The organism is Aeromonas media (assembly GCF_000819985.1).
Taxonomy (GTDB): Bacteria; Pseudomonadota; Gammaproteobacteria; order Enterobacterales; family Aeromonadaceae; genus Aeromonas; species Aeromonas media.
The window spans coordinates 52,548-68,843 of sequence record NZ_CDBZ01000198.1; the positions used below are offsets into that span (position 1 = coordinate 52,548).

13 protein-coding genes and 2 tRNA genes are annotated in these 16,296 nt (G+C 65.2%); 3 read left to right on the plus strand and 12 right to left on the minus strand.

Annotated features, from left to right (window positions below; all coding sequences use genetic code 11):
* Nucleotides 1-107 precede the first annotated feature (107 nt).
* The 9 genes from BN1127_RS17090 to BN1127_RS17130 all read right to left on the minus strand — a co-directional run bounded on the left by BN1127_RS17090 (nucleotide 108) and on the right by BN1127_RS17130 (nucleotide 8,554).
* Nucleotides 108-710: a CDP-alcohol phosphatidyltransferase family protein gene (locus BN1127_RS17090; protein ID WP_042650234.1), complete on the minus strand. Its 603-nt coding sequence runs from the start codon at nucleotides 708-710 to the stop codon at nucleotides 108-110.
* Entirely contained in the window at nucleotides 703-1,362 is a 660-nt protein-coding gene (locus BN1127_RS17095; RefSeq protein WP_042650235.1) for an ATP-binding cassette domain-containing protein, read from the minus strand. The genes BN1127_RS17090 and BN1127_RS17095 overlap by 8 nt, the downstream gene beginning before the upstream one ends.
* A 2-nt stretch (nucleotides 1,363-1,364) precedes the next feature.
* A complete protein-coding gene (locus BN1127_RS17100; protein ID WP_042650236.1) occupies nucleotides 1,365-3,020 on the minus strand; it encodes an ABC transporter permease in 1,656 nt (551 codons plus the stop codon).
* Between the two features lie 3 nt (nucleotides 3,021-3,023).
* Nucleotides 3,024-4,190 (minus strand): ABC transporter substrate-binding protein, encoded by a 1,167-nt coding sequence (locus BN1127_RS17105; RefSeq protein ID WP_042650237.1) that lies wholly within the window; start codon nucleotides 4,188-4,190, stop codon nucleotides 3,024-3,026.
* Nucleotides 4,191-4,208: 18 nt separating this feature from the next.
* Nucleotides 4,209-6,362 carry an FAD-dependent oxidoreductase gene (locus BN1127_RS17110; protein WP_042650238.1) on the minus strand — a complete coding sequence of 718 codons (2,154 nt, stop codon included), beginning with the start codon at nucleotides 6,360-6,362 and terminating at the stop codon, nucleotides 4,209-4,211.
* Nucleotides 6,359-6,940 (minus strand): carboxymuconolactone decarboxylase family protein, encoded by a 582-nt coding sequence (locus BN1127_RS17115; RefSeq protein WP_042650239.1) that lies wholly within the window; start codon nucleotides 6,938-6,940, stop codon nucleotides 6,359-6,361. The genes BN1127_RS17110 and BN1127_RS17115 overlap by 4 nt, the downstream gene beginning before the upstream one ends.
* A gap of 1 nt (nucleotide 6,941) precedes the next feature.
* Nucleotides 6,942-7,643 carry a DUF1499 domain-containing protein gene (locus BN1127_RS17120; RefSeq protein ID WP_042650240.1) on the minus strand — a complete coding sequence of 234 codons (702 nt, stop codon included), beginning with the start codon at nucleotides 7,641-7,643 and terminating at the stop codon, nucleotides 6,942-6,944.
* A gap of 178 nt (nucleotides 7,644-7,821) precedes the next feature.
* Entirely contained in the window at nucleotides 7,822-8,100 is a 279-nt protein-coding gene (locus tag BN1127_RS17125) for a peptidylprolyl isomerase (RefSeq protein WP_042650241.1), read from the minus strand.
* Between the two features lie 79 nt (nucleotides 8,101-8,179).
* Entirely contained in the window at nucleotides 8,180-8,554 is a 375-nt protein-coding gene (locus tag BN1127_RS17130; RefSeq protein WP_042650242.1) for a hypothetical protein, read from the minus strand.
* 528 nt (nucleotides 8,555-9,082) lie between these two features.
* On the opposite strand from BN1127_RS17130, the gene tamA reads away from it, so the two are divergent.
* On the plus strand, nucleotides 9,083-10,858 hold the full coding sequence (gene tamA / locus BN1127_RS17135; protein ID WP_042650243.1) for an autotransporter assembly complex protein TamA: 1,776 nt from the start codon (nucleotides 9,083-9,085) through the stop codon (nucleotides 10,856-10,858).
* 76 nt (nucleotides 10,859-10,934) lie between these two features.
* Nucleotides 10,935-14,786 carry an autotransporter assembly complex protein TamB gene (gene tamB, locus BN1127_RS17140; RefSeq protein WP_042650244.1) on the plus strand — a complete coding sequence of 1,284 codons (3,852 nt, stop codon included), beginning with the start codon at nucleotides 10,935-10,937 and terminating at the stop codon, nucleotides 14,784-14,786.
* A 121-nt stretch (nucleotides 14,787-14,907) separates the two neighbouring features.
* On the opposite strand, the gene BN1127_RS17145 is transcribed toward tamB, so the two are convergent.
* A tRNA-Tyr gene (locus BN1127_RS17145) sits at nucleotides 14,908-14,992 on the minus strand.
* Between the two features lie 30 nt (nucleotides 14,993-15,022).
* A tRNA-Tyr gene (locus BN1127_RS17150) sits at nucleotides 15,023-15,107 on the minus strand.
* Between the two features lie 126 nt (nucleotides 15,108-15,233).
* On the opposite strand from BN1127_RS17150, the gene BN1127_RS17155 reads away from it, so the two are divergent.
* On the plus strand, nucleotides 15,234-15,743 hold the full coding sequence (locus BN1127_RS17155; RefSeq protein WP_042650245.1) for a VC2046/SO_2500 family protein: 510 nt from the start codon (nucleotides 15,234-15,236) through the stop codon (nucleotides 15,741-15,743).
* Between the two features lie 78 nt (nucleotides 15,744-15,821).
* Here BN1127_RS17155 and hpf read toward each other — a convergent pair whose 3' ends face one another.
* A complete protein-coding gene (gene hpf, locus BN1127_RS17160) occupies nucleotides 15,822-16,160 on the minus strand; it encodes a ribosome hibernation-promoting factor, HPF/YfiA family (protein WP_005325604.1) in 339 nt (112 codons plus the stop codon).
* Between the last annotated feature and the right edge of the window lie 136 nt (nucleotides 16,161-16,296).

A 16,296-nucleotide genomic window follows, 5' to 3' on the forward strand; every position in this document is an offset into this window, starting at 1 on the left:
AAGAGTGCCGTCATGGTAAAACATTGGCGTCCATGCGCAAGTGCTCAGTGCAGGGCCTGGGGGCCATATTCATCAGCCGCTGAATTCGCCGACAGGCCCCTCTCCTCTCAACGCAGGGTGTGGTAGCCGCTCCAGAGCCGGGTCAGGGTGGTGATGGCGCAGAGCAGGGCAAAGCCGTAGGCGAGCGGGGCGAAGGCGGCGGGCCAGAGGCACATCAGCACGAACAGGGCGATGGTCTCGCTCCCCTCGGTCAGGCCGCCCAGATAGTAGAGGGACTTGTGGTGGTAGACGGGGTTCTCGATGCCGCGCTTGCCCGCCATGACGGCAAAGGCCAGGAAGCTCGAGCCCGTGCCCATGAAGGCGAACAGCAGGGTGGCGGCGGGCAGGGCGTTGGCGGGGTCACCGAGGGCAAAGCCCAGCACCACGGCGGCATAGAAGATGAAGTCGAGGCTGATGTCGAGGAAGCCGCCGCAGTCGGTGATCCCGGTCTGGCGCGCCACGGCCCCATCCAGGCCGTCTAGCAGCCGGTTGAACAGGATGGCGGCGAGGGCCCAGCCGTGCCAGCCCAGTGCCAGCAGCGGCAAGGCCAGCATGCCGACGGCAAAGCCGGTGAGGCTTATCTGGTTGGCGCTGATCCCGGCCCGACACAGGGGGGCGGCCAGCAGCTGGAGGGGGCGGCGAATGAGGGGGATCAGGTGGCGATCAAACAAAGTCGGAGTCCTCTTTGGTCAAGCAGGGAGTGGTGAGTGTCAGGACAGTCCCCGGGGCATCCTCCTCGTCGTGGGTAACCAGCAGGGCGGGCATGCCGAGCGTCTTGAGCCGCTCGAATACCAGGGTTCTGAAGGCCGCCCGTAGCGGCTTGTCCAGCCGGGAGAAAGGCTCGTCCAGCAGCAGGGCCTCTGGTTCTGCCAGCAGGGCCCGCAGCAGGCTGACACGTGCCTTCTGACCGCCGGAGAGCTGGCCCGGCAGCTTGTCCGCCTGCCCTGCCAACCCCACCTCTGCCAGCGCCTCGAGGGCGCAGGCCCGTCTCGCCGCCATCCCCCTGAGATGCGCCGGCATGCCGAACATCAGGTTCTCTGCCACCGTCAGATGGGCAAACAGCAGATCGTCCTGAAACAGCATGCCGATGCGCCGCGCCTGGGGCGCCAGGGGGGTGAGCAGCCGCTCGCCGAGCCGTATCTCCCCCGCCAGCCGGATAGGCCCAGGGGGCAGCACCCCCGCGAAGGCCGCCAGCAGGGAGCTCTTGCCGCAGCCGCTCGGGCCCATCAGGGTCAGCACCTCGCCGGGGGCCACCGTCAGGGGGGGCAGTGTCAGCATGGGGTGATCATCCAGGTAGAGGGTGAGCTCGGTGGTATGCAGCATGATCAATGCCTCAGTGCGGGGTTGATACGGCGGGGCAGCCAGAGCACCAGGCCGTAGATGAAGAGTGGCAACAGCAGTTGCAGCAGGCCATAGAGGCCAGCCAGTCGCCGGTTGAGGCCGCTGCCTATGGCCACCGCCTCGGTGGTGATGGTGACCACGCGGCCCGCGCCAAACAGCAGGGTGGGCAGGTATTGGGCCAGGCTCACCGCCGCCCCGACCCCGAAGGAGAACAGCAGCGGCCGCGCCAGCAGCGGCCCCTTCACCTGCCACCAGGCGCGCCAGGGGCTGGCTCCGAGGGAGAGTGCCGCCCGGGTGAGGCGATCGTCGAACTGGCGATAGGGGCCGTGCAGGCAGAGATAGACGTAAGGGAAGACAAACAGCAGCTGGCTCCAGAGCACCCAGCCCGGTCCTATGCCGTCGACGCCGCCAAGCCAGTCGATCTGCAGGCGCAACCCGAACAGCAGGCTGGCCTGGGGCAGCAGCAGCGGCAGGCAGATGAGCCAGAGCGGCCACTGGCTGTGGTGGGGGCGGCGGCCCTGCTGCGCCTCCAGGGCGAGCACCGCCAGCAGCAGCGAGAGGCCGGCGCAGAGCAGGGCCAGCCATAGGCTCTGCCACAGCAGGGGCCCCAGGGTGGGCAGCAACTCCAGCCAGTGGTGGCCGCTCCATTCGCTGGGCCAGAGCGCGGGGAAGGACCAGCGCCGGGCCAGGGACCAGAGCAGCAGGGAGGCCAGCACCAGCAGGTTGATGGCGAGCAGGACCCAGACCCCTGCCCGGGTGAGGCGCTCGGGCCAGGGCGAGGGGAGGCTGCGCCTGCCGTCCAGCCAACGGGCCTTGCCAAGCGTCCCGTGGCTCCACTCCAGCAGCCGCAGGGCGGCGAGCAGCAAGAGGTTGAGCGCCAGCAGCAGCAGGGCGCCGCTGGCGCTGGCCCCGCGCCACTGGAGGTCCGGGTCCTGATACCAGAGCCAGAGCCGCACCGCCAGGGGAGCTGGCGCATCGGGCCCCAGCAGCAGGGCGAGATCCACTACCCCCAGGCCATAGGCCGCCACCGCATAGAGGGGCAGGCGCAGGGCGGGCCAGAGCGCGGGCAGCAGCAGGCGCCACCAGATCTGCGACCCGCTGAAGCCCATGGTTTGCCCAAGCCACTGCTGGCGGCTGACTCGGGCAGGGTCGAGGGCCGAGAGCGCCATCAGCAGCAGAAAGGGGGTCTCTTTCAAGATGAGCGCCAGGATGAGGCCGAGCCCCCAGGGATCTCTCAGGGTCTGCCAGTCGGGCGGCAAGTCAAAGCCGGTGAGGGCGGGGGAGATCAGGCGCAACAACCAGCCGGAGGGGGCGAGCAGGAAGGCCACGCCGATGGCGAAGGCGACGTGGGGCAGGGCCAGCAAGGGGGAGAGCAGGCGGCGCAGCCAGCGCATCCAGGGGCGCCCCTCCCCCCGGGCGAGCAGCAGGGCGGTGAAGAACAGGGCCCCCAGGGTGGAGGCCCCCGCCACCCAGAGGCTCAGGCCCATCGAGTGCCAGAGCCCAGGCTGGGCGAGCAGCAGGCTGACATGGCCTTTGGCCAGGCCTTCAAGCAGCAGGAGCAGCAGACCGCCGGCGACAGGCGCGGCCAGCGACAGGGCGCACAGCAGGAGAAAGAGGAGGCGCCAGGGCCGGATGCTCATGGTCTAGTGGCCGTAGCGTTCGGCCCAGGCCGCTTCCAGCCGGGTCTGCCAGCTGGGATGGGGTTCGGCCACCGCCTTGAAGCGCAGGGCCGGCTGACGGTTCCCCGGCAGGGCATCCTGGCGCAGCACGCTGGGGTCCCCCCAGAACGCGGGATCCACCTTGCGGGCCTGGGCGGTGGGGCTCAGCAGGAAGTTGGCCACCACCTTGGCACCGGCCCGGGCGCTGGCGTTGAAGGGGATGGCGAGGAAGTGGCTGTTGGTCAGGGCCCCCTTGGCCATGGCAACGGCCTTCACCGCAGGGGGCAGGGTGCCGTTTTGCACCGAACTCTGGGCCTCGCCCGGGTTGAAGCTGATGGCCATGGCCAGCTCGCCGTCATCGAGCAACTGTTTGGTCTCGGCGGCGCTGGTGGGGAAGAGCTTGCCCTTGCGCCAGAGCACGGGGTGCAGCTGATCGAGCCAGCCCCAGAGCGGGGCCGTGAGGCGGGCAAAGTCGGCGTTGCTCGCCTCCCGATAGAGGGGCGCAGGATCGGCGGTCAGCTCCAGCAAGATCTGCTTGAGGAAGCTCGAGCCATGAAACTGGGGCGGCTTGGGGTAGGTGAAGCGGCCAGGGTTGGCCCTGGCCCAGGCGAGCAGCTCGGCCGCCGAGGTGGGCGGGGTGGCCACCTCGTCCCCATTGACCATCAGGTTGAGCTGGCCTATGCCCCAGGGGGCCTCTAGCCCGGCGACCGGCAGGGTGAAGTCCTCGTGCACCGGCAGCTTGGTGTCCACCAGTGCCATGTTCGGCAGATCCTGGGTGAAAGGGGCCCCCAGCAGCCCCTGCTCCTTGAGCGCCTTGAAGTTCTCGCCGTTGACCCAGAGCAGGTCGATGGGGCCGTCCGACGTCTTGCCCGCCTGCTTGCTGGCCAGCAACTGGCTGACGCTCTGGGCTATGTCATCCACCTTCACCTGCACCAGGGTGACCCCGTATTGGCGCTCAATCTCCTGACCCGCCCATACCAGGTAGGCGTTGATCTCCGGGCTGCCGCCCCAGGCATTGAAGTAGACGCGCTGGCCCTTCGCCTCGGCGAGGGTCTGTTGCCAGGTCGTCTCGGCGGCGTGGAGCTGGGTCGTCAGCAGCAGGGCGGCGGTGAGCAGGGGGCGGAGCAGGGCGCGAACTCGGGTCTTGAACATGGTGAGGGTCTCGTGGGCTCAGGCGCCGCGGCGCCAACTGTGATAACGGGCCAGCAGGGTCAACAGGCGGGTGGGCTGGTGGGCCCGCTTCCACTCACCCGCCACGTATTTGTTCCCCTCCATCAGGGTGGGATAGGCGTGGATGGTGCCCAGGATCTTGCCAAGCCCCAGGTGGTGGCGCATGGCGAGCACAAATTCGGCGATCCGCTCGCCGGCGTGAGCGCCCACTATGGTGGCGCCAAGGATTTTATCCTTGCCCGGCACCGTCAGCACCTCGACAAAGCCGTGGCGCTCCCCGTCGGCGATGGCGCGATCCAGCTCGGCCAGATTGAAGCGGGTCGCCTCGAAGGGAATGCCTTGGGTCTCGGCCTCCTTGCGGTTGAGGCCGACCCGGGCAATCTCGGGGCTGGTGTAGGTGGCCGCCGGGATCACCCTGTAGTCAGCCTTGAAGCGCCTGAACTGGCCAAAGAGGGCGTTGACGGCGGCATACCAGGCCTGATGGGCTGCGAAGTGGGTGAACTGGTAAGGGCCAGCGACGTCTCCCACCGCCAGTATGCTGGGGTAGTTGGTGGCGAGGAAGCCATCGACTGCTATGGTGCCACGGGGGGCCAGCTCCACCCCCAGCTCTTCGAGCCCGAAGCCGCTCACGTTGGCGACCCGGCCCAGGGCAAGCAGCAGCTGATCCCCCTCAACCAGGTGCGTTTCCTCCCCCCGGCGCAGTTGCAGCCGGATAGGCAGCGTGCCCTCGGCCGCGGGCTCGTAGTCGGCACGTTCCGCCCGCCAGCCGGTGAGTAGCCGCACGCCGTCGCGGGTCATCTGTTCGGCCAGCGCCTCGGCGACCTCCCGCTCTTCCCGGGGCAGCAGCTGATCGGCGAGCTCCACCAGGGTGACGGGAATGCCGAGCAGGGCAAGGCTCTGAGCCAGCTCGCAGCCGATGGGGCCGCCACCGAGCACCAGCAGGTGGCGGGGCGGTTCGCGTAGCTGCCAGAGGCTGTCCGAGGTGAGGTAGGGCACCTGCTCGAGACCCGGCAGCTTGGGCACCAGGGGCCTGGCCCCCGTGGCGATGACGATGTGGCGGCTGCTCAGGCGTCTGTCGTCCACCTCCAGCTCCCAGGGGGAGACGAGGCTGGCCCGGCCCTGGATGCACTCCACCCCCAGCTCCTGATAGCGTTCAACCGAGTCGTGGGGTTCGACCTCCCTGATCACCTCGGCCACCCGTGCCATCACGGCGGCAAAATCGGCCTGTGATTGGCTGGGGCTGAAGCCAAGCTCGCCGGCCTTGCGCTGTTCAACGGCGAAGCGGGCGCTTCGGATCAGCGCCTTGGAGGGAACGCAGCCGGTATTGAGGCAATCTCCCCCCATTTTGTGCTGCTCGATCAGCGCCACCCTGGCCTTGACCGCGGCGGCGATGTAGCTGGTGACCAGGCCCCCGGCACCGGCGCCCACCACCAGCAGGTTGTAGTCGAAGCGAGCCGGTTTGCGGTAGAGGCCGTGCAACCGGCGCAGGGCGAGCCTGCGTTGCAGCCAGCGCATCAGCCAGGTCATCAGGCCGAGCAGGGTCAGGGCCGCCACCAGACCGGGGGAGAGGATCTTGCCCGTGCTGGTGAGGGTGGCGAGCTCGCTGCCCGCCAGCACATAGACGAAGGTGCCCGGCAGCATGCCGAGCTGGCTGACCCAGTAGTAGGTACTGACTCTGATGGGAGTGAGCCCCATCAGCAGGTTGACCAGAAAGAAGGGGAAGAGGGGGATGAGGCGCAGGCTCAGCAGATAGAAGGCCCCATCCTTCGCCATGCCGGCCTCAAAGGTGGCCAGCTTGTCCCCGAAGCGGCGGCTCACCCAGTCGCGCAACAGGAAGCGGGCGCTGAGAAAGGCCAGGGTGGCTCCCAGGGTGCTGGCAAAGGAGACCAGCAGCAGCCCCCAGCCGACGCCGAACAGGGCGCTGCCCCCCAGGGTCAACAGGGCGGCACCGGGCAGGGAGAGGGCGGTAGTGATGACGTAGAGGAGCGTGAACAGCAGGGCCGCCTGGCCGAAGTGCGCCTGCACCCAGGCCGAGGCTTGCTCCTGGTGGGCCTGCAACCGGGAGAGGCTGAGGTAGGCATCGAGATCGAAGACGAAGAAGGCGCCGACCAGACTTCCCATCACCAGCAACAGCAGCAGGCGGCCCCGGCTCATTGGCCCTCCCTGTCGGAGGGCGCCGGGCGCTCGGGCTGCACCGGCAACTGGCAGAAGCCCTGGGGGGCGATGTCGAGGGCGGCATTGAACTTGGCCGACATGTTCTGGAAGGCGATGAGGCCGGTGAGCTCCACCAGGGCATCATCATCGAACCAGGGCTTGAGCCGCGCGACCTGCTGGTCGCTCACCCCGTCCAGCCCCGTCATGGCCTCGGTGTAGTCGAGCACCGCCCGCTCGCGCTCATCGAACAGGGGGCTTTGGCGCCACTGGGCCAGCGCCTCCACCTTGTCGCTGGAGCCGGCGCGCTTGATGAGGGTCATGGCGTTGATGTCGACGCAGAAGCGGCACCAGTTGAGCTGGGAGACCCGCACCGTCACCAGGGAGCGCAGCACGGGGTCGATGGGGGAGCGCTTGCGGTTGATGACGCCGTAGAGAGTGGCGACGGCGGCAAACAGGCGCGGCGAGCGGCCCCAGCACTTGCCCGGGATCAGCACCTGACCGTAGTTGCGCTGCTGCAGCCAGAAAAAGGGTCGGATAAACCAGGCATATTCCCGATCAGGCTTGACCTCAACGCGCATGTTATTCCTCTTGTTCCATTTTCTGCATCTTGGGTTTGTAGGCGCCCCCCAGCCGCTCGTTGAGCCGGCTCAGGAAGTTCTGGATCCGTGCCCGGTTGACCCCCAGATCGCTGCGCCCCTGACGGGAGGCGGATCGCATGTCGACCCGGGTCTCTTTCGGCCCGGTGAAGACCCGCAGCGCCACGTCATCCTCAAAGCCGAACCAGCCGGTGGTGACCACGGCATCGAGGCCGTCCGGGCTCGGGCGCACCCGCCAGCCTAGCTCCGTCATCAGCTCGTCCGCTTCGGCGAGCACCTCGGCCGGGGAGGCGTGGGTATAGAGAGGACCGGGGTTGCCGGGAAAAACTTGCAAGGGAGGGGGATTGACGGGGAGATCCTCTGCCGTTCTCAGCTGCTCGGCCCACAGCAGACGGGGCGGATGATGGGGATCCGTGCTGACGTCGTTGGTGAGCGGCGAGCGCAGCGCTTGAACGACAAACAGCAGGGGCAGCAGCAGGGGGGCTATGCCCCAGGCATCGGCCCACAGACAGGGGGAGCTGCGGTAGCGCCAGGGCAGGCGCAGCAGGAGCCCGAGGCTTATCAGGGCGCTCGCGAGGCAGAGGGCGAAACCGAGCCACCAGGGCCAGAGATGAGCCCGGCTGCCGAGGGCGCCCCCCAGGGGCAGCACCCAGGCCAGCAGGGGCCACCATAAATAGCTGTGCATATGCAGGATCCACTGGTTATGATGGAGCAATGCCCAGAAGGATAAACTTAATTGTCTGATAACGTTAGTAAATTATCTTTATCTTGGCGCTTTTTGCCGCCCTGGGCCGCAGGCGCTGCAGGGCGGCAGCCAGGGTCCGGTCGAGCCCTTGTCAGGGCAGGGGGCGCGGGGAGGGCCCTCAGTTGCGGTAGAGCACCTTGATGAGGTGGAAACCGAACTTGGTGCGCACCGGCCCCAGCACGGTCAGGAGTTCCCCCTTGAAGACGGCATCGTCAAAGGCCTTGACCATGTCCCCCTTGGAGAACTCCCCCAGATCGCCGCTGCGCTTGGCGGAGGCGCAGGTGGAGAAGCGCTTGGCCATCTGGCCGAAGTCGGCCCCTTTGGCGAGTTTTTCCTTGATCTCGAGACACTCTTTTTCGGTCTTGACCAGAATGTGCTGAGCACAGGCTTTTTTCATCGGAACGCTCCTCGGCGAGGGTAAAGGGGGCGCAAGGGTACTCCAATTCGGTGCGCGCGTCAGCCCCGCCGGCGGCACATCAGCCGCGGGGATGGGTCGCCAGACGTGACCTGGGGCGAGACTGCCAGAGGATCTCCAGCCCCAGCAGGGCGTAGAGGCTCCAGATGGCCAGGGGATTGAGCCAGTCGCCGCCGAGCTGCAGGGTGAGCAGGGCGCCACCGACCAGCAGCAGGACTATCCCGGGCAGGCGCCAGTGGGCCGGCAGCGGTGCCAGCATGGCCAGCCCCAGCAGCAGGGCGAGCCCGAAGGGCAGGTTGAGGGCGGTGAAGGCCAGGGCCTGCTGGCCGTTCATACCGGTCAACAGGGCCAGCAGGGCACTGCAACAGGCCAGGAAGGTGACGAATTCGAGTCGGTCGGCTATGTAATCAGCAAGTTGTTCGCTACGTAAGTGCATGGGATCTCTCCTGCGATTGATGACATCAGTGTGGGGCAGGGAAGGTGGCAGTGGCAGCGGGATAAATCGATTGGATTGAACGAAGCTTTAGTGCCACCTATTCAAGTTGTTGATTTAAAATTATTTTCCTGTTCAATAGCATGACATGGCAATGGGGGCACCAGACGGTGATGTCAAGCCTGTCAGGGGATCTGGGGTCTCAAGGTCCGGGGCCGTCCGACAGGGGCTGTCGCGTGGCGAGCGCAGCAACGCCGAGGGCGGCGACGGGAAGGCGCTGCCGGTATCGGACCTGGGTGCCGATTTTTTGTACGACCCTTGCCGGGAGAGTGCACACTTTCCCTCATTGGCGGACTGTTTTCCTGTCAGGCCCAGGTGAAAGCCGGCTCCGGAAGAGGACGCCAGCCCCGGGGGAGAGGGGGATTTCGGGACTGCGGTTATGCTAGGATGAGCCGCGCTCGCCTGGGGTGAGCCCCATTATCATTCTAAATCGAACAGTTTTTTAATTATGTTATTCGGGGAAATTGACGTTTGACAGGATGCCATCCTATTTTGCCTGCCGGGTTCACCTCACCCGGGCGAACCCGTCGCCCCGGGCTCGTCACCTTGCTGCTCGCCCTCTCTCTGTGGCTGCTGGTGACCCCCGCCATGGCGGCCAAGCTGACCTATCAGATCAAGGGCATCAAGGGGGAACAGAAGGATAACGTCGAGGCCTATCTCAATGCCCTGCCGGTCTACCAGGAGCGCCAGTATCGTCCCGCCCGCGCCAAGATCACCGAGAGCGTGCAAAAAGCCCTGCAGGTCTATGGCTACTACCAGCCGAAGATCACCCTCAATCGCGACAAGAAATCCCCCGCCAGGGTAGTGATCGAGATAGCGCGGGGGGAGCCCGTGCTCATCTCGCGCCTCGACATTCTGCTGGAAGGAGAGGCGGGCAGCGACGAGGTCTACAGCGAGCTGCTGGACAAGTTGCCCCTGAAGGAGGGGGATCCCCTCAACCATGGCAAGTACGAGTCCATCAAGGCGGATCTCGGCAGCCTGGGGCTGGCGCGGGGCTATTTTGACGCCAAGATCAGCAAGAGTCAGGTGAAGGTCTTCCCGGATCAGGGCAAGGCCGAGATCTATATCCTGTTCCGCTCAGGTCCTCGCTATCACTTCGGCGAGATCCACTACGATGCGACGCCGGAGGCCCTGCGCCTGATCCGGCCGCTCATCAACATCAAGAGTGGCGATCCCTATCTGGCGATCCGGCTGGCCGAGATGTCCCAGGACGTCTCCTCCACCAAGCTGTTCAAGCAGGTGGACATCAAGCCCATGATCAGCCAGGCCGAGGGAAACTTGGTGCCGGTGCAGGTGACCCTCTCGAACCGGGTCGACCACGAGATCGAAACCGGTATCGGCTATGCCACGGACGTGGGGCCGCGCCTGAGTGCCACCTGGGAGAAGCCCTGGGTCAACCGTTATGGCCACAGCCTCTCCAGCACCGCCAAGATCTCGGCCCCGGAGGCTGAGCTCAGTTTCGACTACCAGATCCCGGTCGGCAACCCGCTGCGGGACTATTACTCCCTGCAGGCCGGCTATCAGTACACCGACAACAACGATACCCGATCCGATCTGGCCACCTTCGGCGTGCACCGCTGGAAGCGGCGGCCGGAGAGCTGGGACAGGGACGTCTTCATCCGGCTGGAGAACGAGCGCTACGTGCAGGGCAACGACGAGGGGAACAGCCTGCTGCTGATCCCCGGGGTCTCCTGGTCGCGGCTGCGGGTGCGCGGTGGCCTGGTGCCGGACTGGGGGGATCGTCAGCAACTGACGACGGAATTCTCCAGCCCTTACTGGGGCTCGGACATCAACTTCATGCGGGTGTGGGGACGCAGCAAGTGGTTGCGCACCCTGGGAGAGGATCACCGCTTCCTGATGCGGGTCGAGCAGGGAGCCATCATAGGGGATGACTTCTCCCTGGTGCCGCCCTCCCTGCGTTTCTTCACCGGTGGCGATCAGACCATACGTGGCTACGGCTATGAGACCGTCTCGCCGAAGGACGAGGATGGCAAGCTCACCGGCGGGCGCTACACCAGTGTGGGCAGCCTAGAGTACAACTACCGCTTCAGCGACAAGTGGCTCGGCGCCCTGTTCGTGGATGGCGGCACGGCCACCGTCGACTACAGCGAGGCCTGGAAGATAGGCACCGGGGTGGGGGTGCGCTGGGTGACGCCCATCGGCCAGGTCAGGCTCGATCTGGCGGTGGCCATCTCCGAGGAGGACAAGCCGTTGCGGCTGCATTTCGCGCTGGGGCCCGAATTATGATCCGATTTGAACCCACTCATCCTCGTTTTTATTTCTCCTGGCCGCTGCGGCTGCCTCTTTCGCGGGGGTCTGCGCTGTGATCTGGGTAAAGCGTATTTTCTTGTGGCTCATGGGGCTCGTCTTCCTGCTGCTCATCGGTGTCAGCCTGCTGGGCTTCACCCATCAGGGCAACAAGTGGCTGTGGCAGCAGGCCAAAGGGGCGCTGCCTTCCCTCAAGGGGGAGCTGGTGGCGGGGCAACTCGGCTATGGCTGGACCCTGGAAGGGGTCGGCTGGCAGGACGAGCTGGTGGACGTCACGGTGGAGCGGGCCGTGCTGGACTGGGATCTCGGCAAGCTGCTGCAGGGCAAGCTCTGGATCAAGTCCCTGACGGTCACCCGCCCGGTGGTGAAGGTCGCCGAGTCTGAGCCTGTGCCGGAAGAACCCACCGAGCCCTTCGTCTGGCGCCCGTTGCCACTGCGCATCCAGGTGGACAGCCTCAAGGTGACGGATTTGGACCTGGCCGTGCCTGGTGTTGGGGTGACCCTCAAGGATCTGGAGATAGGCGCCACCCTGGATCGCAAGGGGCTCATCGTGCGCGGGCCCGTGCTCGATGATCTCGACATAGTGCTGGCAGAGGCCCCCAAGGAGGCTGCCGCCAGCAAAACGCCTGCCGACAAAGGGAAGAAACCCGCCAAGCCGGTGCAGAACAAGGCTGCCGCTGACAAGCAGGACAAACCGAACAAGCAGGAGAAGGACTCCTCTCTGACGGCGGGCAAGCCGTCCGAGGAGAGCCTGGCTGACAAGAGCGGCAAGGAGAAGGCCGCGAGCAAGCCCGAGCCCATCCTGCTGCCCGAGATCCGCCTGCCATTCCCCATCCAGCTGGAAGGGCTCGCGGCGACCCGGGTTCGCTATCAGCAAGGGGAGCTGGTCGAGGGACTCGACACCCTGCAACTGTCGGCTCGTGCTCAGGATGATCGTATCGACGTGCGCGAGCTCTCCTTGCGCCACGCCATGGCGGATCTGGTGCTCAAGGGCCATGTCACCCTGACCTCGGATTATCCCCTCGCCCTGACCCTGGATGCCAAGGCCCGCAAGGGATTGCTGGAGAACCAGCTCAAGGGGGAGCAGGCGAATCTGATCCTGGAGGGCTCCGTGGGCAAGCTGGGGTTGGCGCTCAAGGCCAAGGGACCGGTCACCGCCAATCTCAAGGGGACGCTGGCGACGCTGGATCCCGACTTGCCCTTCGATCTGGCACTGGACTGGAAGAGCCTTGCATGGCCCCTTCACAAGCCCGTCAAGGATGAGCCCAGCTACCGGCTGGACAAGGGCACCCTGAGCGCCAAGGGCACGCTCTCGGGCTATCAGTTTGCGCTCAAGACCGCCGGCAAGGGGACGGACGTGCCCCCCTTCAAGGTGGCACTCTTGGGCAAGGGGGATCTCGGCCAGCTGAGCCGGGTCGAACTGCTGCTCAATGCCCTGAAGGGGGAGCTCAAGCTCGATGGCAAGCTCGCATGGCGCAAGGGCGTCCAGTGGCAGGGCACCACCGAGTTCAAGGGGATCAACCCGGCCGAGCTGGTGCCCGAGATCAAGGGGACGCTGGCGGGCAAGATAGCCAGCCGCTTCGAGCTGGATGAGGCGGGCCACTGGCAGCTGGCGCTGCCGGAGCTCAAGGTCGACGGCAAGCTCAACCAGCATCCCCTGGCGCTCAAGGGATCTCTCAGCGGCAACGACAAGATGGAGTGGACCATCCCTGCCCTGGCGCTGCAAAGCGGCCCCAACCAGTTGCAGGCCAAGGGGTCGCTCACCGCCCAGGCCTGGAAGCTGGATGCCCAGGTAGATGCCCCCAAGCTCGGCGGCATCTACCCCGGTCTCGGCGGTGATCTCAAGGGACAGGTGCGTGTCACCGGCAACCAGCAGGCACCGAGGGTGAATGTGGATCTGGCCTCGAGCCGCCTCGCCTATGCGAGAACCGTGTTCAAGAAGACGGCCATCAAGGGCAATGCTCTGGTGGGGGACAAACCGGCCGGCGAGCTGGCCCTGACGGTGGCCAGCCTGGTGCAGGGGACGACCACGCTCTCCCAGATAGCCCTGAACCTGAGTGGCGATCTCGACCGTCACGGACTCACCTTGACCATGAAGGGGGATCCGGTGGCGGCGGATCTGAGCCTGAATGGCAGCCTGCGCGGGGATCGCTGGCGTGGCGCCCTCTCCGAGCTCAAGCTGAAGACCCCCCTCAAGCGCTGGACCCTGTCCGCCCCCTGGTCCCTGGATCTGGACTTGGCCAGGCAGCAGCTGACCATGGGGGATCTCTGCCTGGGCTCCCAGAAGGCCAGCCTCTGTGTCAAGGGCAGCCAAATCTCGGCCGCCCAGGGGAGCCTGGAGTTTGCCCTGAACGAGTTCGACCTCAAGCGGCTGCGTCCCTGGTTGCCGGACAACTTCCGCTGGCTGGCGGTACTGTCGGCGGACGGGCGCGCCAGCTGGCGCGGCAATCAGCCGACCCTGCACGCCACAGTGCGCACCACGCCGGGCACTTTCGTGGCCGACGAGCTCAAGACCGAGTATCAACGTCTGGAGCTGGGGTTGGACTTCGAGCGCCAGCAGGCCGCCATCCGGGTCGATTTCGCCTCCAGACAGATCGGCAATATCGACACCGACCTGCTGATCCGCGAACCTGCTGGCCGTGGCCAATTGTCGGGTCAGCTCAAGTTTGACGATCTCAAGCTGACGACCTTTGCTCCCCTCATCCCCGAGGTGCGCTCCCTGCAGGGGATCATCTCGGCCGATGCCCGCTTTGATGGCACCCTGGCCGCCCCCCTGCTGTACGGTGAGCTGAACCTGCTGGAGGGGGAGGTGCAGACCCATTCCGACATGGTGACCCTCTCCAGGCTGGTGACCCGCCTCAAGATAGACGGCAACCGGGCCGAACTCGACGGCTCCATGCTGGTGGGCAAGGGGCCGCTCACGCTGGGGGGCTGGCTGAGCTGGGCCAGGCTGCCGGTGACCGGCAGCCTCACCATCAAGGGCAAGGATCTGGAAGCCCAATACCCGGGCATGGGCCGGGTCAGGGTGACGCCGGACATCGCCATCTCCCTGGGAGAGGAGACCAGGGTCAGTGGTCAGGTGGACATCCCCTGGTCGCGCATCCTGGTCAAAACACTGCCGGAGAGTGCGGTGGCGGTCTCAGATGACGTGACCGTCATCTATGACGATCTGCCGCCGGTGCCCAAGACGGCGCCCCTGCCGATGGAGATCAAGCTCGCCATCCGCCTCGGTGACGATGTCCGGCTGGAGGCCATGGGGCTCAAGACCAAGGTGACGGGAGCGCTCGGCATTCGCCAGGATCCCTCCAAGCCGCTGGCGGGCAATGGTCAGCTGGAGCTCAAGGATGGGCGCTTCAAGGCTTATGGTCAGAACCTCATCATCAAGGAGGGGCGGATCCTCTTCTCCGGCCCCATCGATCAGCCCTATCTCAACATCGAGGCCTACCGGGATCCCGATACCATAGAGGATAATGTGACCGTTGGGGTCCGGGTGACGGGGCCGGCGGCCAAGCCGAAGATCACCGTCTATTCCGAGCCGCAGATGGCGCAGTCCGAGCAGCTCTCCTACCTGCTGCGCGGCAAGGGGCTGCAGACCAGTGGCGAGGATGGCGGCTTCAACGGCCTGCTGGTGGCAGGGGCGGTGAGCCAGGCGAGTGGCGTGGTCTCCAGTATCGGGGAGTCCCTTGGCATGAGCGATGTGGCACTCGACACCGCAGGGAGCGGTGACGATACCCAGGTGACCCTGTCTGCCTACCTGTTGCCCGGCTTGCAGTTCCAGTACGGCGTCGGGGTGTTCAGCCCCATCGCCGAGTTCAAGCTGCGCTACGAGCTGATGCCCAGGCTCTATCTGCAGGCCATGAGCGGGGTGGCCCAGGCGGTAGACATCTTCTATCGCTTCACCCTGTGAAGGCATGAGCACGACAACGGGAGGCCAAGGCCTCCCGTTTTTCATGGTGCTGTCTGGCAGGGCGGGATTGAGATGGCCCGGAAAAGCAAAAACCCGGCGCGAGGCCGGGTCTTCAGAAGAGTGGTGGAGGGAGAAGGATTCGAACCTTCGAAGGCAGAGCCGTCAGATTTACAGTCTGATCCCTTTGGCCGCTCGGGAACCCCTCCACGGGGTATGACCTGATTGTTGCACTTGAATGGTGGAGGGAGAAGGATTCGAACCTTCGAAGGCAGAGCCGTCAGATTTACAGTCTGATCCCTTTGGCCGCTCGGGAACCCCTCCCCAAGTGCGAGGCGCATACTAACAGATCTGTCGCGCTTGTGAACCCCTTGGCAGGGATTTTTAATGCTTAAAGGATTGGGTTCACGGCCGATAAGCAATGAAACCTTCATTTCCAAGATTTATCTCATGCTGCCCAGTGCGATTCGTGATCGATTGCTCGTCGATGAAGCCCAGTTGGGCCAGCGGCTCAACCAGGATCTCCGCCAGGGAGACAGGGCCGACTTCCGGCTGCACCTGGCGCTACTGACCGACGCGGTCGAGGAGCAACCCTGGTTTGGGGGCGCGCCGGCAGCGCCGCAGCAAGAGCAGGCATGGCGTACCCATTTCGGCCTGATGCCCCAGGCCGCCTTGCAGGGAGATCTGCAGGAGTCAGACGCCGGTGCGCTCAACGAGCGTCTGCAGCAGGGGGGTTGCATGGCCGATGTGCGGCTCTGGCTGGCGCTGCGATCCCCTCCGCTGGTCAACCGGACACCGGCGCTGGATCCCGCGGTGTATGACAATCTCTCGGCGCTTGGGCGGGAACGCTGGCAAGGCAAGCTGGCTTCCCAGCCAAGAGACGAGGATCCCTTGCTCATGCTGCCGTTGCTGGATGATCTGACGCGCGGAGTGGATGCGCGCTTGCGTTGGCTGGCTTGATGCCAGAGGCACAGGAACAAGATGCAAAAAGGCGGGATGACCCGCCTTTTTGCATTAATGAAGAGATAACAGTCTGGATCAGGCGTCGGCTTCGTCCACCTCGGGAACATCCTTGCCTACGACCGCCGCGCGGCGAGCGAGGGGTTTTTCGATGTGGCGATTGAGCTGGCGCTCCAGCTTCTGGCCCAGATCAGTGATGGCGGCATACAGATCCTCGTGCTCTGCCTGCGCAAACAACTTGCCGTTGGGAATGCCGGCGGTGGCCTCGACGATATACATCAAACGCTCTTTGGAGATGATCACATGGGGTGTGATAAGAGGCACCTGAAGACGCTCGAGCTTTTCAAAACGGGATTCAATGCGCTCGCGGATGGCTGGGGTAATGTCGATGATTTTACTGGTCATTTCGATTTTCATACTTGGCCCCCTTCGGGTCGTCTTGCTTGTGTCTTCACCCTCAGATTACCCATGTGGTTGGATGAAAATGTGACATGCGTCACAAAACATCCCCTTGGTGATCCGGCAATCCCTAAATTGTGAGCTTTTCCCGTTT